Raw genomic sequence first — 23,590 nt, forward strand, 5'->3', positions numbered from 1 at the left:
GACTTTAAGTTGATTAACCTAAGTAACAAATAAGGCTGCAAATGTAACACTATAAACGCCATTTATCAAAAAACCACATGTATATATCACGAGCTCAAACTTAGATTTTAACAGATAATTAATTAGCATTGTATGGAAAATTTTGAAGGGAATGGAAATCAGGAAAATACAGAAAATTCTAGTAGCCAATCGCGGTGAAATTGCCATTAGGGTAATGAGAACTGCCCGCGAAATGGGAATTAAAACCGTAGCCATATATAGCGATGCCGACAGTCATTCGCCACATGTCCGCTATGCTGACGAAGCCGTAAATGTAGGCCCCCCACCTTCAGCACAGTCTTATTTAATGACTGACAAAATCATCCAAATCTGTAAAGACTTATCGGTAGACGCTGTACATCCGGGCTATGGTTTCCTTTCTGAAAATGCTGGGTTCGCAAAAACCATAGAAGAAAATGGTGTCCTTTTTATTGGTCCTTCAGTAAAAGCCATTGAAGTAATGGGCGACAAACTCTCTGCAAAAGAGACCGTGGCTGCCTATGATGTACCCATGGTACCTGGTGTAAACCATGCCGTAACCGACCCTGAGGAAGCAAGAAAAATTGCTGAGCAAGTAGGTTACCCAGTACTTATAAAAGCTAGTGCCGGTGGTGGTGGCAAGGGTATGCGGGTTGTTGAAAACCCAGAAGAGCTTGAGGAACAAATGAAACGCGCCATCAGTGAAGCCCTGTCTTCATTTGGTAATGGTGCCGTTTTCGTTGAGAAATTCATCACCTCCCCTCGCCATATTGAAATACAAGTACTGGGCGATAAGCACGGAAACTTGGTCTACCTATTTGAGCGTGAATGCTCTATTCAAAGAAGGCATCAAAAAGTAATTGAAGAAGCCCCTTCTGCCATTCTTACTCCAGAAAAGAGAAAAGCAATGGGTGAAGCAGCATTAGGTGTCGCCAGGTCATGCGACTATTATAGTGCTGGTACGGTAGAGTTTATTGTAGACGAGAATTTAGATTTCTTCTTCTTAGAAATGAATACACGTCTACAAGTAGAACACCCTGTTACGGAAGAAATCACGGGCGTTGATCTTGTAAGAGAACAAATCAGAATTGCTGAGGGGCATCCTTTGAGTTTCAAGCAAGAAGACCTTAAAATAAAAGGACACTCACTGGAAGTAAGGGTTTATGCCGAAGACCCCACCAATAATTTCCTTCCAGACATTGGATACTTGAGTACCTATAAAAGACCTGAAGGCCCTGGCATTAGGGTGGATGATGGTTTTGAGGAAGGAATGGATATTCCTATCTATTACGATCCCATGATCGCTAAACTAATTGCCACTGGGAAAGATAGAGCGGAAGCCATTGAACGAATGGTGAAAGCCATTCAGGAATATGAAATAACCGGCTTTAAAACCACATTGAATTTCTGCGAGTTTGCCATCAAGCACGAAGCCTTTACATCTGGTAAATTTGACACCAAATTTGTAGACACTTATTATAAGCCTGAATTACTTCAGGAAGTAAACCCAGAACACCATGACCTTGCAGTGGTTCTTGCCGCTTTAGTAGTAGAAGAAAAAAGCAACAACAACCTTAAAGCAAAAAACAACACCAAAACAAGTAACTGGAAACTAAGAGTACGCGATTAACCATTATGGCAAGAATAAAACCCTTTCGCGCTTGGCGTTATAACCGCGAACTATCAACTAAGATTGACGAGTTAGCGTCTCCCCTTTTCGATGTAGTTTCAAAAAAACAGCGAGAAGCACTTTACAGCAATCCTTACAATAGCATCCATATCAGTGTCCCCAGAGATATTGAGACTCAAAAAAGAACTGTAGAAGAATGGAAAGCGGAAGGCATCATTCAACAAGATCAGATCCCTGGAATTTATGTTTACTATCAGCATTTCACTCTTCCGGGAAGTAGACGAACATACACTAGAAAAGGCTTTGTATGCTTTATTGAAGCCACTGACTGGAATAGTGTAAATTCCGATGTACTTCGTCACGAGAACACCATGCCGCATTCAGTGAATGACAGGATAGAAATTCTAGCGCAAAGCCAAATGCACGTAAGCCCAACACACGGGCTTTATTTCGACCCAGAGTTCAGCCTCGAACAGTACATGGATGAAAGCATGAAAAACCCTATTTATGATAGGGAAGACTATCAAGGGGTGCGCGATGTTATGAGTGTCATTCATGATTTTGAAGTCATTAAAAAGTTTGTGGACAAACTGAAAGATCAACAGGTGATTTTGGCCGATGGCCATCACAGGTATGAAGGTTCATTGTTTTACAAACAACGAATGGAAGCCCAAAACCCAAACCATACAGGTAATGAGGCTTACAACTTCCATTTAATGTACCTCACTAATGCTGAGGCTGATGACTTAAGAATTCTCCCTACCCACAGGCTCTTATCGGGCTTGAAAGACTTCAATAAGGAGGAGTTACTTAAAAAACTGTCGGAAGATTTTATCATTAAACCGCTTGACAACCCTAATGATGTAAATGAAATCATTCTAGGTAAAAAATGGGCCTTTGGTTTACTGTTTGGAAAAGAGGCCGTAAAAGTAAGGCTGAAGCCAGAGAAAGCCACTGAGCTCACATGGAATTTCCCGCAAGTAGTGAAGGACTTGGATCTTACCGTAATGCACTATTTCATTATAGAAAAAGCCTTAGGGATTTTGGGTAAAGAACAACGCAGTTCAGCCCATATTTCATTTGAAAGAAACTTCTCTAACTGTTTAGAAAGAACCATGTCTGGAGAGGTGGATTTCGCCATTATCACACAAGACATCAGTATGGAGGATGTGAAAAACGTATGCCATTCAGGCTATACTTTACCTCAAAAATCGACTTATTTCTACCCTAAAGTAATCAGTGGCTATTTATTTGGATCAATCAAAGAAGATGAATTTACCCTACCGTTTGATATTGGCTTCTAAATCTCCCCGAAGACAAGAACTGCTTCGGTCTTTAGAAGTGGATTTTGAAATCAGAACGAAAGAGGTGGACGAGTCTTTTGCTTCTACAATACCTGTAAACAAAGTAGCTAAATACTTGGCGGTTAAAAAATCGGAAGCTTTCGAAGATTTAAAAGAGAACGAATTGGTCATTACTTCTGACACCACGGTATTGAATGAAGGCCAAATCTTGAATAAAGCCGAAAATGCTGAAGAAGCGTTTGAAATGATTCAGTCACTTTCGGGAAAAACGCACCAAGTTATCACAGGCGTTTGTCTTCGTTCTTCAACAAAAAAAGTAAGCTTTTCAGAAACTACCAAAGTTACTTTCCGTGCATTAGAAAAAGCTGAAATCGAGCATTACATCACGAATTACAAGCCTTTCGACAAGGCGGGTGCCTACGGGATCCAAGAGTGGATTGGCATGGTGGGGATCGAGAAAATTGAAGGTGATTTTTATAATGTGATGGGTTTACCCTTGCATCGATTGTATAAAGAGCTTAAACACTTTTAAAAACCTACTTTAGATCAACTTTTAGTGATAAAAAAGGAACATTTCACCTTTTGATATGTTTTAGTTAGTACCTGCAAAGCTTATTTTTTCAACAGGACTTTAATCGCTAAATTTCCAAATGTTAGAATATTGGTTTACACTCTCTCCTTTACTACTCGGTGTTTACTATCTAGCTATTCTAGCTGTAGTGGTTAACATACTTCTTGAAAATAAGAACCCCTTAAAAACCCATTCTTACCTCTTACTTTTACTTCTCTTACCAGTTTTCGGACTCATCATTTACATGTTTTTTGGCCAGCATGTAAGAAAGCGTAGAATATTTAACAAAAACCAGCTGATAAATTCTGCCTTCGGACAGAAGTATGTGACTGAATACCTGAGTAAAGAAAACCTTACAAGAATCAGAAAGGCTATTTTAAGTGAGCAGTTCGATAAATTAATCCGCTTTCTTAACAAAGATTTATCCCCCCTTTCGCAGAATAACAAAATCACCCTTTACAAGAATGGAGAAGAGAAGTTTGTGGCCTTAAAAGAAGCCTTGCTTAAAGCAAAAAATCACATCCATATTGAATACTATATTTTCGTGAATGACGATATAGGAAGCGAGTTGAGCGATATTTTAAGAAGGAAAGCTCAAGAGGGTATTGAGGTACGCATGATTGTAGATGGTGTTGGTAGTTTGGGGCTAAAAAAGGCTTATTTCCGAAACATGCAGTCTGCTGGAGTGGAGGTTTTCGAATTTATGCCTGTGCTGTTCCCTGCGCTTACCAGTAAAATCAATTACCGAAACCATAGAAAGGTGGTGATTATTGACGGTGAAGTGAGTTTTACAGGAGGTATTAATGTAGATGACCGTTATATCAACAATGGTAAATTTCCTACCTATTGGCGTGACACGCATCTAAAACTCGAAGGCGTGGCAGTAAGAACTTTGCAATTCCTATTCATCCTCAATTGGCAATTTGTAACGAAGCAGCCTTGGACACCAACTAAAAAACACTTCCCCGACCTGAGAGCAGATATAGGTACAAGCTATGTCCAAGTAAATGCTAGTGGCCCCGATTGGGACCTAGCCAGTATCATGGATTCATTTTATCTGGCCATTAACTCTGCCCGTGAAAGCTTGAAAATTACCACCCCGTACTTTATTCCTAACGAGAGCATAATGGATGGCATAATCACTTCAGCAAAAAGTGGTGTTGACGTTGAAATCATGATCCCACATTCATCTGATGCTTGGATAGTTCAGGCAGCTTCTATGTCATATATGAAACTATTGTTAGAAGCCGGAGTAAAGGTTTATTTCTATAAAAAGGGCTTTCTCCATTCCAAAACGCTCACTGTTGACGGAAAATTAGCAATACTAGGTACCGCAAATATGGATTACCGAAGCTTTGATCTCAATCACGAAGTGAATACATACATTTATGATACTCAAATTGCCTTGGAGCTAAACCAAAACTTTGAAGCAGACAAGGCGGACTGTACTTTACTTAACGCACAAAGATGGCGCGATAGAAGTTTTGGTAAAAAACTTTCAGAATCCATTTGTAGGCTACTTGCACCATTGCTTTAGCTTCCAACTTTTAATCCGTTATCACAAAAGACCTGTATTGCATTATTGAGAAACACGGCCAACCCATCCTTGTAAGCATCAAAATTGGCTTTAAACCTTTCATCTTCAATATACAGTTTACCCAATCCCCTATAGGTCTTCTCCTCTACCTTGTAGAACTTATTCAAGTGCTTAAAATGCTCTCCAACAACTCTTTGAACTTCAATCGAAGCGGGATCCAAATGCATTACATTCACCAACCAGCGATTAATTTCATCGGCTTCTTGTTGGGTATCAGCCCATTCTGATTTGTTCATTTGGCGTATATTCTGTTCCGTTTCTTCCAACTTCCCCTTCCCCCATCGGTCAGTTACTTCCTGTCTAACCTGAGGAACCTCCTCCTTTGAAAACCCTGCGTACATTTCTTCATCTGAAATCATATCATCTTTACTTTTAAGTGTTTGAATAGTTTTATCAATGGTATTAAGTAGTTCAGAAAGTCTGTCCGATCGTTTCAAAAGTGCATCACGCTGCTGTTCTAAGGACTCCACTAAATCAAAATCTGGTCGATCTAGAATATGCTTTATTTCCTCTAGTGGGTAATCCAGCTCTTTATAAAAAAGTATTTGCTGTAGCCTAAGGAGTTCCGGCTTCCCATAGTAGCGATATCCCGATTCCGCACGTTCTGCAGGCTTCAGAATTCCTATAGCATCATAGTGATGCAAGGTTTTGACCGTTACACTGGCCAGCTTAGAGAGTTGCTTTACTGAATACTTTACCATTATGACTTCAAATAAAGGCTATGACCTAGGGTAAGAGTCAAGCGAAAATGCAAATATTTTTTCAATCACTTAAAATTCATTCCATTAGCTAGGATTTTGTTGCTCCTATTTTATTTGTTTTCGCTTATATTGAAAACAAACCATTATGCTATGCCCAATTCATCGCAATACACCAACCTGAATACGATCAAGTTTTTGATGTACAATATCCATCAAACGGAAAAATTACTTGAAGCCAACCGTTATTCAGCTTACGACAAACCATCCATAGACCTTCTACTGGATTCAGTCAAAACCTTCTGCGATAAGAGCCTCCACCCCTTTATTAAAGAAATGGATGAAAAGCCTTCCACTTTCAAAAACGGAGCGATCACGATTCACCCACAGTTCGAAAGCATTTTAAAAGAATCAGGAGAAATGGGGCTGGTGGCTGCCATGTTCGAAGAAAAAGATGGTGGTTTACAACTGCCAAACATCGTTTTTCATACGCTCTATTTTATGATGGAAGCTGCCAATAACCACGTTACAGGCTATTTGGGTTTGACGGCAGGTGCGGCCAATCTCATCGTCTCCTTCGGAAGTGATTTTCTAAAAGAAACCTATGCGCAAAAAATGATGTCATTGGAATGGACAGGCACTATGTGTCTGACCGAACCGCAAGCGGGATCATCATTATCCGATGTAACAACTACTGCCAGTCTTCAGGCAGATGGCACTTACAAAATCAACGGTCAAAAAATATTCATCTCCTCGGGCGACCATCAGTTTGCCGAGAACATTATTCATTTGGTATTGGCAAGAACGGAGGGGGCCCCTTCAGGCACAAAAGGCGTTTCGCTCTTTGTAGTCCCGAAGAAAAGAATCGGAGCCGATGGAAGCTTTGGCGAACAGCAGGTAATTGTGGCCGGTGAGTTTGAAAAACTAGGCCAGCGTGGATATTGCACGGCTCATTTAGCTTTTGAAGACAGTATTGGTCATTTGGTAGGTGAAGAAAATCATGGTTTGATGTACATGTTCCAAATGATGAATGAAGCCCGAATTGCTACAGGCAGAATGGGAACGGGAATTGCTTCAGCAGCTTATTACGCTTCACTTCAATATGCCAAAGAAAGACCTCAGGGAAGAAAACTAACTTCCTCGGGCAAAAAGGATTTAGACGAAGAACAAACCTTGATCATCAATCACCCAGATGTAAAACGAATGTTGCTCTTTCAAAAAGCCATAGTGGAAGGTTCTTTGAGTTTAGTAATGCAGGCCGCACAATACGTAGATCTAGAACACATTTCGGAAGGTGAAGAAAAGGAACGCTACAATTTACTTCTAGAGTTGCTAACTCCTATCGCCAAAACCTATCCTTCGGAAAAGGGACTTGAGGCGGTAAGTACTGGCCTGCAAGTGCTTGGTGGTTATGGGTTTTGTATGGACTTCATCCTTCAGCAATATTACCGTGACATCCGCATTATTTCGATTTATGAAGGCACAACAGGCATTCAGTCCTTGGATTTACTAGGCCGAAAGGTGGGGTTAAAAAAAGGTAAAGTGTTGGAATGGCTGGCCGAAGAAATTCAATTGACGATTAAAGAGGCCAGCGCTCATGATTCACTTCAATCCAATATCAGAGTTTTAGGGGAAAGTCTTAATTCAATTCAGCAGGTTTTAGGCACGTTAATGCCTCATGCCCAAAATGGTGACTTTGAACGCTATTTGGCAGATGCCTCCGTTTTTATGGATTTGTTCGGAACCGTGGTGACGGGTTGGCAGTGGCTTAAAATTGGAGTTTCGGCACAAACAGCTATAGAATCCAGTGACAATACTTACTCCAATGACTTTTATGAAAGCAAACTCCATACACTCCAATTCTTTTATAAATATGAAATGAGCCGCTGCAAGGGACTTTCAAAAACAATCATGAATGAGTTGGCCCTAACCGTTGATATGAAACTGAGCTATTTGGATTAACTTAACCGATCAAATGGCGGTATAACCAACCCAACATGTTAATCAACAGGTAACAATTTCTTTCTGAAACTCTTAAATAGTGTAGCTAACTTTACGCCTTCTAATCGGTGTTATGAAGAAGCATTTCGAACTCGTTTTATTCATTGTTATCCTCACTTTTGTGTCCATCGCCAAAGTGAATCAAGCCAATGAGGAACCACCTTATGTCATCATGATTTCCTTTGATGGTTTCAGACATGATTATGTAGAAAAATATGACGCTCCTAATTTCAAAAAGTTTATCAATTCAGGTGCCTCAGCAGAAGCCATGCTTCCCTCCTTCCCAAGTAAAACTTTCCCCAATCATTACAGTCTAGTCACTGGGCTTTACCCTGGGAATCATGGTTTAGTTGATAATAATTTTTATGACCGCAAACTTGATTTACGCTATAGCATTGGTAACCGTAAAGTGGTAGAAAACCCTGCTTTTTATGATGGTCTACCTTTATGGCAACTGGTGCAGAAAAACGGAATGAAATCGGCTTCCTATTTTTGGGTGGGCTCCGAAGCTCCAATCGGAGGCAGTTTCCCCAACTATTATGAAATCTATGACGGAAAAGTAAAGAATGAAGATAGAATTTCCACTGTAATGAAATGGCTGAAACTACCCAAAGCCGAACGCCCGAATTACATTTCATTGTACTTTTCTATAGTAGACGACCAAGGCCATGCCAATGGTCCAAATGGAGCAAAAGAGTCAGTATTAGAAGCTGATGGATTGTTGGGCTTAATCATGGAGCACCTCAAACAAATTGACCTGCCTGTCAATGTCATTGTCACTTCTGATCATGGGATGAACGAAGTAGCCAATACAGAAGAAAGTTTGATCGATATTGATGAAGTATTTAAAGGAATTGACAAGGCCGATTATAAACTGGTCAATAGCGGAACACTTGCCCATGTTTATATCAACGATTCGTTAAAAATTGACAATATATATAAGACCATTAAAGGGAAAGAAAACAACTTTAATGTCTACAAAAAAGAGAGCTTCCCTAAAAACTGGCACTACCAAAATTCACGAAGTGGCGAAATAGTTTTAGTGGCCAAAGCAGGTCACTCTTTGAGTTCTAAAAGCAACAGAGAAAGAATGATTACCAGAGGTGGTGTACATGGAGAACATGGCTTCGATCCTTATGTTACAGAAGATATGGCTACCATTTTCTACGCCAATGGGCCAAATATTAAAGCAGGCACCAAACTACCAAAGTTTGAAAATATTCATGTTTATCCATTTGTAGCCCATATTTTAGGCATTAACGAGTTGCCTAAGATTGATGGAAAGTTGGAGGTGTTGAAAAGCATTTATATACAGTAACCTCACCTCAAAAAAATGGCAAGCTGATACTATTCCTTTACACTATATTAATTCTTGTCGACCAAAGCCAATCATTCAAACTATTTATAGCCCATAATTAAAATTTATAAAAAAGTGGCGTGGTATATTGAAGGTTTAAATTAAAAAATACCATATTTTAACCCATCAATTGAAACACCTCTTAATGAAATCATATAAACCGTCAATCTCATTAGTATTAGCATGCCTCATTACTTTTTTCAATACTAATCTATACTCCCAGTCGCTAGACAAAAGCTTTTCTGCCCATTTAGCGAGTGAACCTGATATTTTTGGTTTACAAAAAGACAATGAAGGTAATCTTTACATTCTAGGAGACTTCAAGCGCATAGACAATACTTTTCTTGATGCGAACTATTTGAATAACTTGATTCGCATAAACAATCAGGGAGAGTATGACCCAAGCTTTAAACTGGATGAATCTTTAGCAAATAAATCATTTAGCAAAGTTCAGGTTTATCAAGACAGAATAATTCTAATTTATTTTACGAGTTCAAACGGTAATGGAATTGATATTCTAAATTTAGATGGAAGTATTAATGCTGATTTTCAACTAGACAGCTCAATTAATACGGTATACGAAGTTAAATATAAGGAGGGAAATTATTACGCAGTTGTTGGAAGAGGCCGAATAGTGAAGCTAAATAACGATGGCAGCCTAAATTCAGAGTTTGGCATACATAATTTTGGTGGTTCAAGCGGATCAGAAATCACTATTCTGTCTGACAATAAGATACTAATATCAGGTCACATAAATAAATATGATGACACTGATGTGGGTACCATTTTCCGAATAAACACTGATGGTTCTTTGGACCAAACTTTTGACACCGGTACCGCAACAATCAGCGATGGCGATGTGATTGATGTAGAGGTATTACAGGATGAAACCATTCTAGTTTCTGGTTATTTTAATAGCTTCAACGGGGTGTCAACACCGTCTGGATTGGTTAAGTTAGATGCTAATGGTGCCGTCATCACTACTTTCAATGCTGATGATGTCATCAATAGAATCAGTAGGAGGGTAAGCAGGATAAAAATAGCGCCTGATAACAAAATTTATTTAGCTGGTAAACATTTTAACGATGCCGTATTAATCCGACTTAATGCTGACGGGTCAACAGACCAAACGTATGCCGCGCAAGTTTTTTCTTCTTCTTCCAGTGGAGGGTATTATTCTAGTATAGAAATATTGGATCAAGAGGTCATTTATGCCCATAAATTTACTGGGACGAAAAGTAACAGGCGGTTGAGTTTGGCCAGGACTGATTTTTCAGGAAACCTACTTCCTCAAAAATTTACATTAACAAAAGAAGCTACTGCATATGCAGTCTTGCCTCTCAATGATGGTAAAGTATTGGTCTCAGGAGATTTCGTACTAGTAAACGGTTCTAACGTTTCTCACATAGTCAAACTGAATGCAGACGGTACGATTGATTCTGATTTTGAATTAGGCATAGAATTAAAATCTCCAAACAGTGAAATCAATGTGATCACCAAACAAAGTAATGGTAAGGTAATACTGGGTGGCTATCTACAGTATGAAAATACAATATCAAGCATCATAAGATTAAACCAAGATGGCAGTATAGACCCCACTTTTAGCACAACTGCTAGAGCTTACTATTTAGGTGATAATATCAAACACATTACGGTTCTTGAAGATGATAATTTACTCGTAGCTGGTGGAATTATTAACACAGGAAATAACCTTGCGGATTCAAATGAAATTATAGTACGACTGGGTGAAAATGGAGCCTACGATTTAGATTTCAACTCTGTATTAGCTGCAAACCCTCAAGAAACAAACAACCGGAAAATTATAGAGGCCTTAGCTATCAAGGCAGATGGAACTTACCTTGTTGGTGGCTACTTTTCTAGTAATGGCATGCTTTCAGGGTTTATCAATAACTTAAATACTGATGGATCGCTGATTCCAGAATTTAACAGCAATGAAACACTTACAGGAAGTGTAAATGTTATTCAAATCATAAATGAAAAACTGTTATTTGGCGGGACCAATTTTGCAGGTGGTGGTTTTAGCGATAGGATGCCTCTATATCAAACTAACTTAACTGGAAACGAATTAGATGACACAACCATTGGAATATCCGATACCGATAATTTTGGTTTTTATAAGGATATTTTATTGGAGAATGACAGTTCTTTTTTAGTTGCAGGGTCTTATGAATTTATTAACGAAGAACGGCATAGTAATTTGGCTCGAGTAACAACATCTGGTATTGTAGATAATAAATTTAACGTCAATTTTCTAGGCTTCTTAAATAAACTTGCAAAAATAGATTCACAGAGGGTATTCGTTGTTGGTAGATTTTCATCTGTAAACGGAACTCCAACTTTTAGCATAGCCAAAATTAAAACATTCAATTCCGCACCTATTATTAGTGGGGTAGTTTCTGAGTTAACAACAGCCGAAGATACAAACTTTACTTTCGATCTTGATGCATTTACTGTAACAGATTCAGATAACAGCTTTCCTACAGACTTCTCTTTAACTATAACTGTAGGTGATAATTACACCATTGACGGAAACACGGTTATCCCTAACACCGATTTTAACGGTACATTAACGGTAGCTGTAAAAGTAAATGACGGTATTGATGATAGCAATAGCTTCAATGCACAATTAGAAGTCACTCCAGTAAATGACAAACCTGTGATACTAGGAACAGTGAACACATTGATAACAGATAATGAAACACCATTCACTTTAAGTCTCACTGATTTATCAGTAACCGACCCTGATAATAATTATCCAGCTGACTTTACTTTATCTATTGCTGGAGGGGCCAATTACACTTTTGATGGAAGCGTCATTACTCCAACTCCAGAACACATAGGAACCTTAACAATACCTGTTAAGGTAAACGATGGTAATATAGACAGTGACGAATTCAATATTACATTGGAAGTAAGTGAAGTCACGAGCATCGATCTGGACACCTTCTCTCTAAGGCTTGATTTATTCCCTAATCCTACGCAAAACCAATTGAACATTGTATTGGAAAACAGCAATTTTGATGACATTATCATTACTATTACAGACTTAAATGGAGCAAAGGTATACCACGATAGTTTCCCTAAAAAGCAATATGAATTTTCTAAATCCATTGATCTTAGCCAGCAAACAGACGGAACTTACTTTGTTGAAATTGTGCAAAGTGGTAAATACCGATCACTTAAGAAAATAATAAAAAATTAATACATCTATTTGATAATAATGACTGAACAAGAAGCCAACGAACTCCTCACAAGTAGGATTCTTAATAAAAAACTACACAGCATAAAGGTATATAACCACCATCAGCCCTACCCTTTTGTGGAAGACAATGAAGCCGTGGTGGTTTCTGCTGCCGTAGCCTTTCTTTTTGAAGATGAACCGATCACCTTCTATTGGCATCTAGAAGACAGTATTTTCAATTTCTCTTTGGCCAAGGTAGAAGTAGATGAAGATTGGGATGATATTGAAATCACCAACATCGACACCTTTAAAAATATGGAAGGTGATGAAGTGATTGAAGTAGCCATCAACTGGACCTATTTTCAAAAGCTTGACGAAAATTTCGAAATACTAGAGGAGAAACTCTATGTGCCTCAAGAAATGGTGCTCAGCTTTTCTAATGGTAGTCAGCTGCAAATTGCCTGTGTAGATTTTAATATCGACCCCGTTTCAAATGACCTCGTGAACCTCAGTTACCATATGAGTGGTGGCTTGCTCATTAGCGCTGTTCCTTATACAGAAATAGCCGCTCCCGTATTCAACGACATCCAATAAAACGCGCAGCTTTCAAAATTTCTCACCGCTCTAAAAATAGATGCGGTTGATAATCATTATGTTTGTGCGTGCAGATTTGAGCCAATGAGTACAGCGAAGACAAAAAACTTACGAAACATCTGGTATGTAGCCTGTCATGGTAGCCTTTTAAAAAAAGGGAAGACCATTGAGAAGGAAATAGACAGTGAGAAAATTCTTTTGGGCAGAGATGAGCAAGGGAAGGTTTTCGCACTTCGCAACCAATGCCCACACCGTGGTATTCCATTAACTTATGGCACTTTTGACGGCTGTGAAATTGAATGCTGCTATCATGGGTGGAGGTTTAAAACGGATGGCACTTGCTCAAAAATACCAACACTCCCTCCTTCTTCTAAATTAGATGTAACCAAGGTAAGAGCGCCTTATTATCCGCTGCGCGAAGTTCATGGCATTGTACTGATTTACTTACCCAAAGACATGCGCAAGCCTGAGGACATGGACGAAAGTCTTTTCCCTCAGTTTCCTTTAAAAGAAGAGGCGAGTTTCGATTTTGTCACCGCAAAACCTATGTCTTGCAGCCTCGATCATTCCGTAATTGGCTTGATTGATCCAGCACACGTTCCTTTTGTGCATCAATCTTGGTTCTTTAGAAAAAAGACCAATCTAAAGCTAAAGACAAAGAATTTTGCTCCTTCGCACCTTGGTTTTAAAATGGTGCGACATGAACCTTCTAAGAACTCAGCGGCTTATAAAATTCTAAAAAAAGAGCAGACTACAGAAATCAGTTTTCAATTACCAGGCATCAGAATTGAACATATTAAAGTAGGCGAAAATGATATCGTGATCATGACGGCCCTGACTCCTGTGAATGAAAAACAGACAGAACTGATTCAGTTCATCTATACTGACATAAGCTGGTTCAAATACCTAAAGCCTATTTTCTATCGCTTTGCGAATACATTTATTCAGCAGGATGTTGATGTGTTTGAAAAGCTAAAGGAAGGCCTTCAGAACAACCCTCCACTGATGCTCATGGGCGACCCAGACATGCAGGCGAAATGGTACAATGCCATTCGAGCGCGTTACGAAAAATGTCAAGAAGAAAAAACACCTTTCGAAAACCCAATCAAGCCAGAGACTTTACAGTGGCAGACTTAAATATCTGTCATTAGTTCGCACTTGTAGTGCGGACTGGTCTTACTCTAAATTACGCACTCAAAGTACATCACAAAATAGGTACTCGCCAAAGGCAAGCACCAGTTACAGCAGAGGGCTAGTTAGCATTGTACGCTTGTTGGTGAAAACACCAAGAAGGGCGGCAAGGGCAGTATTTTTGAGCTCTAAAGATTATATATCTCCCAATTGCGGACGAAGGATGATTTCCTCCACTACTGTATTTGGCGACAAAGCATGGGCAGCATAAATCGCATCAGCAACGTCTTCTGCTTTCATAAATCGTTCTTCTGGAAGTCCGGCTCCTTCCCAACTTGGGGTATAAGTTGCTCCAGCCAAAATTGAAGTAACACGTACCCCATGAGGTTTCATTTCCTCACGTAAAGCTTTGGTGAAACCCAGTAAGGCAAACTTAGAAATAGAATAACTACCACCATTGGCATAGGCTTGAATTCCAGCTATAGAACCTGAGGTAAATACATGACCCGATTTGCGTTCCATCATTCCGGAAATCAATTCACGTGTGAGGTAGTAAGCGCTGTAAAGATTCGTTTCAATCATCATTTCCAGATTTCCTTCGTCCTCATTATGTACACTGCCAGGAACAAAAGCACCTGTATTGTTCAAAAGCAAATCCACGGGGCGGTCGAAAGATTTAACCATCTCAGCGAATTTTAGCACCTCCTGTTTCTTTGATAAATCTGCCTGAACTGTGTGGATCTCAATTTCAGGAAAAGCCTCATTTATATCCTTCATGAGTTGCTTTAGGTCTTCTTGGTTTCGAGCACAGGTCATAATATCGAAGCCATCTTTGGCAAATCTTTCAATGGTTGCCCTACCTATTCCTTTTGTCCCTCCGGTAATTACTGCCAGTTTTTTCATGTTTGAATAATTGTTTCAGATTTTTACGTTGTACCAACGACTTGAAATTAGATCAATTTGTTCAATTAAGATGGTCCAAGCCGAATCTTTTGCCTCAAGTTTTGTTATTTTACCACCCTGTTAATTTAATCACCCTGATGGAAATGCTTTTTTAATGAAGAGTCTCGGCAAATATCTATTGTTTATAAGCTCTCTTTTCAAAAATCGTGAGTCGTTCAAAACCTATGTCAAACTAACCTTTGAGGAATGTATGCTTGTTGGAATCAACAGTATCGTTTTGGTGGGCTTGGTTTCGCTCTTTATTGGAGCGGTATCTACCCTTCAAACGGCATTCAACTTGGTCAACCCACTTATTCCTGATAGTGTTGTAGGACTTGTAGTTCGAGATCTCACGATTTTAGAATTAGCCCCCACAATTACCGCTATTATTTTCGCGGGAAAGGTAGGATCAAGTATTGCAGGAAATCTGGGTACCATGCGGATTACAGAGCAAATTGATGCACTAGAAGTAATGGGGATCAATTCAGCTTCCTATTTGGTGCTCCCAAAAATTGTAGGAACACTCATTATGTACCCACTCCTAGTAATTCTAGCAGGAGTATTGGCGATTTCAGGGGGCTTCTTAGCCGCAAAATTTGGCGGTGTGGTATCTACAGCCGATTACTTTACTGGGTTGAAAATGGATTTCAATCAGTTCACGGTTACGTTCGCTTTAATAAAATCTGTCGTTTTTGGCTTCCTAGTTTCATCTATATCTTCCTACATGGGCTTTTTCACCAAAGGGGGAGCGTTGGAAGTTGGTCAGGCCAGTACACGTGCAGTAACGGTGAGTTGTATCGCCATTTTATTCAGTGATTTTATTCTCGCTCAATTGCTTTTAGTAAGATGATAGAAGTTAAGAATTTAGTAAAGTCGTTTGATGATAAGGTGGTCTTAGAGGACATTAGCGTAACATTTGAAAAAGGAAAAACAAACCTAATCATTGGCGCTAGTGGGTCTGGAAAAAGTGTGCTGCTGAAGAATATCGTAGGCCTTTTCAAACCCGATTCAGGAGATATTCTGTACGATAGACGGGATTTTATTAATGCCCACAGGGACTTAAAAACTGACATTAGACGAGAAATAGGAATGCTTTTTCAAGGAGGGGCGCTTTTCGATTCTATGACCGTAGAACAGAATATCAAATTCCCTTTGGATATTCTTACCAAAATGCCCGAAGATGAAAAACTCGATAGAGTAAACTTCTGTCTGAAGCGGGTAAAGCTGGAAAACACCAACAAACAAATGCCTTCAGAGATTAGTGGAGGAATGCAAAAAAGGGTGGGTATTGCTAGGGCCATCGTAAACAGCTCTCAATACCTATTTTGTGACGAACCCAATTCAGGACTGGATCCAATTACTTCGATCAAAATAGACCGCTTACTGGCGGAAATTACAGAGGAATATCAAATTACTACGGTGATCGTAACCCATGATATGAACTCAGTAATGGAGATTGGAGAATACATTATGTTCCTTAGCAACAGCCATAAACTATGGGAAGGCAACAGCGATGAAATCATGCACTCAGGTGTCCAAGAACTTGACGAGTTTGTATTCGCCAACAAAATGATGCGCAAGTTTAGGGATCAATAAGCAAGAACCACCTAACCTAAATAATTAAATTTATCTTTTGTAAGTAACGTCAGCTACATGCTGGAAAAACATTAAAACAATGTCAGTTTACTTCATAATGTTTTTTGGTATTGTCTCCTTTTTGGTTGGGGTAGCATTATCTACAATTCTTCATGAATTAGGACATGGTATTGCTGCCTATGTCCTTTATAAAGGTGACATAAAAATCTGTATCGGCTCTTATCTCGAAAACGCCCGGTTTATCACGTTAAAACTTGGTAGGCTTCACATTCATTTAACCCGAAACCCATTCAAATGGAGCAAAGGATTTTGTAGAGTAAGCACAAATAATAGCTGGCTAAAAGACTGCATTTACATTTTTGCAGGCCCCTTCGTCAACATTATTATATTAATCGTATCAACATTGGTTTTAACTAGGCCTGAAACACACGGCTTAGTCAAGTATACAGCTCTTTCTCTTGTAATTGCTTCTTTAATAGTAGTTTTCAAAAACCTGATCCCCAATGGCTCACCTATCATACTTGATGAATTTAGGTACACCTATAATGACGGTCAGCAATTAAAGCAGCTCCTCCAAATTCGAAAAATATATCCACAAATAACGAAGATACCGAGACTGGTCAACTCCAATGAACTCAATAAAGCCATCACATTATTCGAAAGCCTACCAGAGCGTAATAATAACCATCAGGTACTAAGGTTAGGTATGTCGCTTTACTTTCAATCTAAGCAGTTCGATCAATCCATCGAATTGTTCAATGACTTTAAAAAAACCAAGCGATTAAAATCTGAGGATTATGGGTTATGTGGGTTATGTTATTCATGGCAAAACAATCATCTACAGGCCATCGAGCTATACGACCAATCGATTCTGTTGAATTATCATAATTTGTCATCCAGAATAAACAGAGGTTATACATATAATATCTTAGGAAGATATGATGAGGCTATTGAAGACTTTAACATGAGTATCAACGCAGGTCTCTATTTGGCCTATTCTTTTAGCAATCGGGGCCTATCTAAATTAAAAAAAGGGTTCGAAAAAGAGGGAATGGAAGACATTCAAAAAGCACTTGAAATTGAACCAGATTGCTCTTACGCTCTCAAAAATCTTGGTATACATGAAATAGACAAGAAGAAATATGAGAAGGCTCTCGCTTACTTTGAGAAAGCAAAACAAGTTGACCCCAATACACATCAAATCGATGATTTAATCCTGGAAACTACAAGTCTGTTAAATTCTTAACAAATGAGACAAGACTAATTTGTATTCAATGTGTAAGTTTAGGGATAGATAAATCTTAAGAATCTTCTAAAAGTAATCCCCTAGCACTTAATACTCACCGATTTTTAAACCTAAAAACTAGATTTCATTTTTTAATTCGGATAAATTTGTCCGAATTAAAAATCTGACCTATCTTTGCATAGAAAATATACAACTATGTTCTCAAAAGCATGTGAATACGGAATTCGAGCAGTGATTTACATCGCACAAAAATCTCTCAATGAGGAGCGTGCGAGTTTGAAAGACATCACCGCGGAAATAGATTCACCAGAAGCATTCACGGCCAAAGTTTTGCAGCAGCTGGCCAGAGCAAAAATCATCAATTCAGTAAAAGGACCGAATGGTGGTTTTGAAATCAAGAAAGAAGACATCGACTCCATAAAACTTAGCGAAATTGTAAACGCCTTGGATGGCGACAGTATCTATAAAGGCTGTGGTCTTGGTTTAAAGGTATGCAATGCCAACGAACCCTGCCCTGTTCACGATAAGTTCACCACCATTAGAAGTGAGCTGAGAAAGATGCTTGAGAACACGAGCCTTTTTGAATTGGCCACGAGTTTAGAGACTGGTTTGACTTACTTAAAACGCTAAAATTTGACACAATAAAGGATATAAAGGTATTAATATCTCATAATGAAAAAAATTTTAAGCATAGCGGACATCAAACTATTGGTCGACACCTTTTATGATAAGGTGAGAGAGGACGAACTCTTGGCCTATATTTTCAATGGCGTGATCAAAGACAAATGGCCACAGCATTTAGAGAAAATGTACCGTTTCTGGCAAACCATACTCTTGGGTGAACACACTTATTATGGAAGTCCATTTGCTCCTCATGCTCATTTGCCCATAGAAGCAAAGCATTTCGAGCGATGGATTGAGCTGTTCTATAGCACCATAGATGAGCTTTTCGAAGGAGAAAAAGCAACTGAAGCCAAATGGCGTGCGCAAAAAATGGCAGAAATGTTCATGCTGAAAATCGAATATTATAAAGAGAGAGATTCAAAACCTTTGTTATGACAGTACAAGTAAAATCTCCAATTGCAGTAGTTTCCGTTTTTATGTGGGTAGGCTTTGTATGCACCATTAGCTTTATGGAAGCATGGTTGAAATTTCAAGCTCCAGGCATTACACTGCCATTAGGTTTAGGAATTGGCCGATTGGTCTTTGACGCATTAAACAAAGTGGAATGGATATTCGCCATCGCTATAGTAATTCAGCTTGTCAGCTATAAAGCCCCCCTATTGAGTACGAAAACAATAGCCTTCTTACTCCCACTCTTACTCCTATTCATTCAAACAATTTGGCTATTACCAGCACTTGACGCTCGGGCCGAAATGTACATTCAAGACACTACTCCACCTGCTTCTAATCTTCATTTCTATTATGCTGGAGCGGAAGTTATCAAGGTGATATGCTTACTCATTTATGGTATTACCCTATTTAAAAAAACAGATCATGGAAAATCTAATTGAAAAAACGATCGGTGAAATTGTAGCCGAAGATTACCGTACCGCTGCAGTGTTCGAATCCTATGGAATTGATTTCTGTTGCAATGGCAATCGCAGTATAAACGTAGCCTGCGAAGCCAAAAACATTAATCAAGGTGAACTTATGGAGAAACTAAACTCTTCAATTACCGTGGCTCATGCTGGCAATAGCGACTATAAATTCTGGCCAATTGATTTACTGGCAGACTATATTGAGAAAAACACCACCGCTATGTAGAAGAGAAAATGCCTGTGATAAAGCAGTACCTCAATAAGATCAGTGAAGTACATGGTAAACACCATCCTGAATTACTAGAAATAGAAGCCCTTTTCAATGCTTCTGCTGGTGAATTGACCATGCACATGAAAAAAGAAGAACTCATGCTCTTCCCTTTTGTAAGAAAAATGATGAGTGCCCAAAGTGAAGATGTAAAAGTACACACTCCACATTTCGGCACCGTAAGTAACCCCGTTCAGGCCATGATGCACGAGCACGATACTGAAGGAAAACGCTTTCGTCAGATCAGCGAATTAAGCAACCAGTATACACCACCAGCCGATGCTTGTAATACTTATAAAGTAGCCTTTTCTCTTTTGAAAGAGTTTGAGGATGATTTGCACCTTCATATTCACTTAGAGAACAACATTCTCTTCCCTAAAGCCGTAGCCTTAGAGAAGAAACTAACAGCCTAAGTCATGAATCACCAATTCAAAATCAATGCGCTTGAATATACCGAAGGGAAAGTCAAAGGCTTTGCTGGATCGCCATTATTAGAATTGAAAAATGGCGCTGTAAAAATGGTGAAAGTGGCTGCCCATTCTGAATACCCTAAACATGTGCATCCACAAAAAACAGAATATGCTTTTGTAGTGGAAGGAACACCTGAATTTGAAATCGATGACAACACTTACCAATGTCAGCCTGGAGAATTCTATGTTTTCCCAACCCAGGCAAAGCATAAAATTGTAAACAAAGGCGATGGAGAATGTGTATTGCTGATTGGCTCAATAAACAACTGATTTAATAATGGCCTTTATTTCACGCTAGCCCCAAAACTATGGAAGAAAGAAAACCTCTGAAACGACACAAAGCACTTCAACCCTTCAGCCGCGAACACCATCATGGCTTATTGCTCTGTTGGAAAATACGGAAGGGATTTCTTTCTAAAGTTGATCCAGTGAGGGTTAAAACATATTCTGATTGGTTTTATAAAACTCATCTTATTCCTCATTTTTCGGACGAAGAGAAATACATCTTCCCAATTTTGGGAGAAGAACATGAGCACATCAAAAAGGCCATGGCGGAACACAGAAGGCTTGCTCGGCTTTTTGATGATAAGGAAGACATTGCCCGCAATCTTAACAGAATTGAGGAAGAACTGGAAAGGCACATCCGTTTTGAAGAACGGGTCCTTTTTCCTGAAATCCAAGACATAGCGACTCCTGAACAGCTGGAGCTAATGACCCAAATGCATGACTCGGTTACGTTCAAAGAGAACAACGAGGATCCATTTTGGCTATAAGTTGGTTTAAACTGCGATGTATTAAGGTCACTCAAAAAGCTTCTAAATTCACCATTATAGCCTTACTTTAGCGCCAGCTATACCTAAGAGAACCATCGGTAATGAATTTAACTTCTTTAGAGACCAACGCAGACCAAAGACTTTCTTTACAAAAATCGGTAATTGAATATGCCGAAAGTTTTCTGAATGGCCTTGAAAACAGAAAGGCTTACGAATACGATAGTTATGGAAAAGTGGCTCAAGACAGCTTCTTTGATATTGACGAGCAGAACCACCCTATTGAAGACATTCTCCCTTTTATTGGCGAAAGAGTAGATAAGCCGGGACTCAACCCAGCTTCCGGAGGTCATTTGGGTTATATCCCCGGGGGCGGAATTTACGAGTCCGCTTTGGGCGATTATCTAGCCGCAGTTTCCAACCGTTACGCTGGTGTGTTTTATGCTTCTCCGGGCGCGGTACGCATGGAGAATGCGCTGATCGATTGGGCGGGGAAGCTTATTGGCTATACAGGGCGCTTTGGAGGCAATTTAACTTCGGGCGGAAGCATTGCCAACCTCATTGCTATTTCGACAGCGAGAGAGGCTAAAAAGCTAAAAGGGAAAGACCTTGAGTCAACAGTGATCTATACCACCCAACAAACGCATCACAGTTTACAAAAAGCCATTAAGCTTTGTGGTTTGGGCGAGTGCATCTTGCGCATCATTGATTTGGATGAAGACTATCGGATTATCCCAGAAAAGCTAAACGCTCAGGTGCTAGAAGATAAAGAGCAAGGTCTTCAGCCCTTTTTGGTCATTGCCAATGCAGGTTCTACAGATGTTGGCGCAGTTGATCCCCTCAACGCCATTGCCAGTATTGCCGAAGAGCATCAACTGTGGTTTCATGTAGATGCTGCCTATGGCGGTTTCTTCCAATTGACAGCGCAGGGTAAGGAAGTAATGAGCGGCATTGAAAAAGCTGATTCTGTCATTCTCGACCCACATAAAGGTTTGTTTCTTCCTTATGGTTCAGGCATCGTGTTGATTAAGAATATTGAGCATTTGGCAGCGGCCAACAGCTACGAAGCCAATTATATGCAAGACACTAAAATGCATCAGGATGAAATGTCGCCAGCTGAGCTTTCCCCAGAGTTGAGCAAGCATTTTAGGGGGATGCGCATGTGGTTACCGCTTAAGCTTCATGGTATTGCTCCATTTAAAGCTTGTTTGGAAGAGAAAATGGAATTGGCGCAGTATTTCTATACCAAGATTAAAGCGATGGGTTTTGAGGTGGGGCCAGCACCAGTACTTTCAACCGTGATTTTCAGGTATCTACCCAAGGATAAAGAGGCCAATGAATTCAATGCTGCGATAGTGAAAGCCATTCATCAAGACGGAAGGATTTTCATTTCTTCTACCACACTCAATGGCCAATTCTATATGCGTGTAGCCGTGCTTTCATTCAGAACCCACAAAAAGGAAATTGATCTGCTCTTAGGGATTATTCAAGGGCAGCTGTAAATAAAACTTCAAGCCTTACTTCTGCACCAATCTATAAAGCCCTTTTCCTTCTACGCCAACATATAAATAGCCATCGTTGCCCATTTCCACATTACGTACACGGCCTATGCCTTCTGCAATCTTTTCTTGCCTTACCACTTTATCGTTTTCGATTACGAGACGCACCAAATAGCTGAATTTCAATGAACCAACAATCAGGTCACCATCCCAACCAGCGTATTTGGCATTTTGGACAAAGGCCATTCCGCAGGAAGCAATTGACGGAACCCAATAAGTGACAGGCTGCTCCATTCCTTCCATGGCAGTTTTATCCGTGATAGCACCACCACCATAATTTTCGCCATAGGTAATTAATGGCCAACCGTAATTCTTTCCTTTTCCAATGATATTCACCTCATCACCGCCTTGTGGACCATGCTCATGCTCCCAAATGTCACCCGTTTTTGGGTTGGTAGCCAAACCTTGAGGGTTCCTATGTCCGTAAGAGTAAATCGCTGTTTTTGCATTGGCCGTATTCACAAAAGGATTGTCTGAAGGAATTGAACCGTCATCATTTAATCGATATACCTTACCTCCATCCCTTGTAATATCTTGTGGGTTTCCATCACGGTTGCCACGGTCGCCAATCGAAAAGTAAACATGATTCTGTGCATCGAATGCTATTCTACTTCCGAAATGCTGGCCTGCTCTTGTATTGGGTGAGCCCTTGTAAAGCACCTTATGGTTGTCAAAGGATGATCCATTCCATTGCGCTCTAGAAAGGGCTGTCATAGCGCCATCCTCTTCGCCTTCTGCACTAGCAAAAGTAAAGTAGACCCATTTGTTCGATGCAAAATCAGGGTGCAATTCAATGTCTAATAAGCCACCTTGCCCTTGAGTTTTGCTCACAGGACCACCTTTCACCTCTTTATTCACCACCTTACCATTTTCAATCAAGACAATAGTTCCTGCCTTTTCAGTCACCAATATTTTACCATCAGGAAGAAAAACCATTCCCCAAGGATTACTTAATTCATCTGTCACCAACTCCGGTACTAACTCACTGGCCTGAGTGGGTTCAGTGATTTCAAGTGGTCCGCTGGCTGTTTGAGCATCACAAGAAAGTGTGAAGAATATTGCGAGTGCGAAAAGAGGTTTGATTAACGACATAGC

23 protein-coding genes are annotated in these 23,590 nt (G+C 39.7%); 20 read left to right on the top strand and 3 right to left on the bottom strand.

The window, feature by feature from the left end; genetic code table 11:
• Positions 1 to 157 precede the first annotated feature (157 nt).
• The 4 genes from AWN68_RS14070 (at position 158) to cls (ending at position 5,060) form a co-directional block, all read left to right on the top strand.
• The gene (locus AWN68_RS14070) at positions 158 to 1,648 is read left to right on the top strand and encodes an acetyl-CoA carboxylase biotin carboxylase subunit (RefSeq protein ID WP_068417035.1); all 1,491 of its coding nucleotides are present in this window, start codon (positions 158 to 160) and stop codon (positions 1,646 to 1,648) included.
• A gap of 5 nt (positions 1,649 to 1,653) precedes the next feature.
• Positions 1,654 to 2,952, top strand: a complete 1,299-nt coding sequence (locus AWN68_RS14075; RefSeq protein ID WP_068416905.1) for a DUF1015 domain-containing protein — start codon at positions 1,654 to 1,656, stop codon at positions 2,950 to 2,952.
• On the top strand, positions 2,918 to 3,484 hold the full coding sequence (locus tag AWN68_RS14080; protein WP_068416908.1) for a Maf family nucleotide pyrophosphatase: 567 nt from the start codon (positions 2,918 to 2,920) through the stop codon (positions 3,482 to 3,484). Before AWN68_RS14075 ends, AWN68_RS14080 begins: the two co-directional genes overlap by 35 nt.
• A 118-nt stretch (positions 3,485 to 3,602) precedes the next feature.
• A complete protein-coding gene (gene cls, locus AWN68_RS14085; protein WP_068416912.1) occupies positions 3,603 to 5,060 on the top strand; it encodes a cardiolipin synthase in 1,458 nt (485 codons plus the stop codon).
• Here the strand turns inward: cls and AWN68_RS14090 are convergent.
• Positions 5,057 to 5,821: a MerR family transcriptional regulator gene (locus tag AWN68_RS14090; RefSeq protein ID WP_068416913.1), complete on the bottom strand. Its 765-nt coding sequence runs from the start codon at positions 5,819 to 5,821 to the stop codon at positions 5,057 to 5,059. The genes cls and AWN68_RS14090 overlap by 4 nt on opposite strands.
• A 150-nt stretch (positions 5,822 to 5,971) precedes the next feature.
• Between AWN68_RS14090 and AWN68_RS14095 the strand changes: the two genes are divergently transcribed.
• From AWN68_RS14095 to AWN68_RS14115, 5 genes are all read left to right on the top strand, one after another.
• On the top strand, positions 5,972 to 7,780 hold the full coding sequence (locus AWN68_RS14095; protein ID WP_068416916.1) for an acyl-CoA dehydrogenase: 1,809 nt from the start codon (positions 5,972 to 5,974) through the stop codon (positions 7,778 to 7,780).
• Positions 7,781 to 7,892: 112 nt separating this feature from the next.
• Positions 7,893 to 9,137: an alkaline phosphatase family protein gene (locus tag AWN68_RS14100; protein ID WP_068416918.1), complete on the top strand. Its 1,245-nt coding sequence runs from the start codon at positions 7,893 to 7,895 to the stop codon at positions 9,135 to 9,137.
• Between the two features lie 184 nt (positions 9,138 to 9,321).
• The gene (locus AWN68_RS14105; protein ID WP_068416921.1) at positions 9,322 to 12,399 is read left to right on the top strand and encodes a T9SS type A sorting domain-containing protein; all 3,078 of its coding nucleotides are present in this window, start codon (positions 9,322 to 9,324) and stop codon (positions 12,397 to 12,399) included.
• An 18-nt stretch (positions 12,400 to 12,417) separates the two neighbouring features.
• Positions 12,418 to 12,972, top strand: a complete 555-nt coding sequence (locus tag AWN68_RS14110) for a hypothetical protein (RefSeq protein WP_068416925.1) — start codon at positions 12,418 to 12,420, stop codon at positions 12,970 to 12,972.
• An 84-nt stretch (positions 12,973 to 13,056) separates the two neighbouring features.
• Entirely contained in the window at positions 13,057 to 14,109 is a 1,053-nt protein-coding gene (locus AWN68_RS14115; RefSeq protein WP_068416928.1) for an aromatic ring-hydroxylating oxygenase subunit alpha, read from the top strand.
• Positions 14,110 to 14,298: 189 nt separating this feature from the next.
• On the opposite strand, the gene AWN68_RS14120 is transcribed toward AWN68_RS14115, so the two are convergent.
• Positions 14,299 to 15,006, bottom strand: a complete 708-nt coding sequence (locus AWN68_RS14120; protein ID WP_068416930.1) for an SDR family oxidoreductase — start codon at positions 15,004 to 15,006, stop codon at positions 14,299 to 14,301.
• A gap of 154 nt (positions 15,007 to 15,160) precedes the next feature.
• Here AWN68_RS14120 and AWN68_RS14125 point away from each other — a divergent pair, with 154 nt between their 5' ends.
• From AWN68_RS14125 to AWN68_RS14170, 11 genes are all read left to right on the top strand, one after another.
• Positions 15,161 to 15,895, top strand: coding sequence for an MlaE family ABC transporter permease (locus tag AWN68_RS14125; protein WP_068416933.1), 735 nt, complete (start codon positions 15,161 to 15,163; stop codon positions 15,893 to 15,895).
• Entirely contained in the window at positions 15,892 to 16,641 is a 750-nt protein-coding gene (locus AWN68_RS14130) for an ABC transporter ATP-binding protein (RefSeq protein WP_068416936.1), read from the top strand. Before AWN68_RS14125 ends, AWN68_RS14130 begins: the two co-directional genes overlap by 4 nt.
• Positions 16,642 to 16,738: 97 nt before the next feature.
• The gene (locus tag AWN68_RS14135; protein ID WP_068416939.1) at positions 16,739 to 17,887 is read left to right on the top strand and encodes a M50 family metallopeptidase; all 1,149 of its coding nucleotides are present in this window, start codon (positions 16,739 to 16,741) and stop codon (positions 17,885 to 17,887) included.
• 195 nt (positions 17,888 to 18,082) lie between these two features.
• Entirely contained in the window at positions 18,083 to 18,517 is a 435-nt protein-coding gene (locus AWN68_RS14140) for an RrF2 family transcriptional regulator (RefSeq protein WP_068416941.1), read from the top strand.
• 42 nt (positions 18,518 to 18,559) lie between these two features.
• A complete protein-coding gene (locus AWN68_RS14145) occupies positions 18,560 to 18,946 on the top strand; it encodes a group III truncated hemoglobin (protein WP_068416944.1) in 387 nt (128 codons plus the stop codon).
• Positions 18,943 to 19,401 carry a hypothetical protein gene (locus AWN68_RS14150; protein ID WP_068416947.1) on the top strand — a complete coding sequence of 153 codons (459 nt, stop codon included), beginning with the start codon at positions 18,943 to 18,945 and terminating at the stop codon, positions 19,399 to 19,401. Before AWN68_RS14145 ends, AWN68_RS14150 begins: the two co-directional genes overlap by 4 nt.
• Entirely contained in the window at positions 19,385 to 19,654 is a 270-nt protein-coding gene (locus AWN68_RS19250; protein WP_317038925.1) for a DUF542 domain-containing protein, read from the top strand. Before AWN68_RS14150 ends, AWN68_RS19250 begins: the two co-directional genes overlap by 17 nt.
• Positions 19,655 to 19,662: 8 nt before the next feature.
• Positions 19,663 to 20,109: a hemerythrin domain-containing protein gene (locus tag AWN68_RS19255; RefSeq protein WP_317038926.1), complete on the top strand. Its 447-nt coding sequence runs from the start codon at positions 19,663 to 19,665 to the stop codon at positions 20,107 to 20,109.
• A gap of 3 nt (positions 20,110 to 20,112) precedes the next feature.
• Positions 20,113 to 20,436, top strand: a complete 324-nt coding sequence (locus AWN68_RS14160; protein ID WP_068416950.1) for a cupin domain-containing protein — start codon at positions 20,113 to 20,115, stop codon at positions 20,434 to 20,436.
• 38 nt (positions 20,437 to 20,474) lie between these two features.
• Positions 20,475 to 20,939, top strand: a complete 465-nt coding sequence (locus AWN68_RS14165; protein WP_068416953.1) for a hemerythrin domain-containing protein — start codon at positions 20,475 to 20,477, stop codon at positions 20,937 to 20,939.
• A 101-nt stretch (positions 20,940 to 21,040) separates the two neighbouring features.
• Positions 21,041 to 22,438, top strand: a complete 1,398-nt coding sequence (locus AWN68_RS14170) for a pyridoxal phosphate-dependent decarboxylase family protein (RefSeq protein WP_068416956.1) — start codon at positions 21,041 to 21,043, stop codon at positions 22,436 to 22,438.
• Between the two features lie 15 nt (positions 22,439 to 22,453).
• Here AWN68_RS14170 and AWN68_RS14175 read toward each other — a convergent pair whose 3' ends face one another.
• Positions 22,454 to 23,587, bottom strand: coding sequence for a PQQ-dependent sugar dehydrogenase (locus AWN68_RS14175; protein ID WP_068416958.1), 1,134 nt, complete (start codon positions 23,585 to 23,587; stop codon positions 22,454 to 22,456).
• Positions 23,588 to 23,590: the final 3 nt, after the last annotated feature.

The organism is Roseivirga echinicomitans (genome assembly GCF_001592935.1).
GTDB lineage: Bacteria > Bacteroidota > Bacteroidia > Cytophagales > Cyclobacteriaceae > Roseivirga > Roseivirga echinicomitans.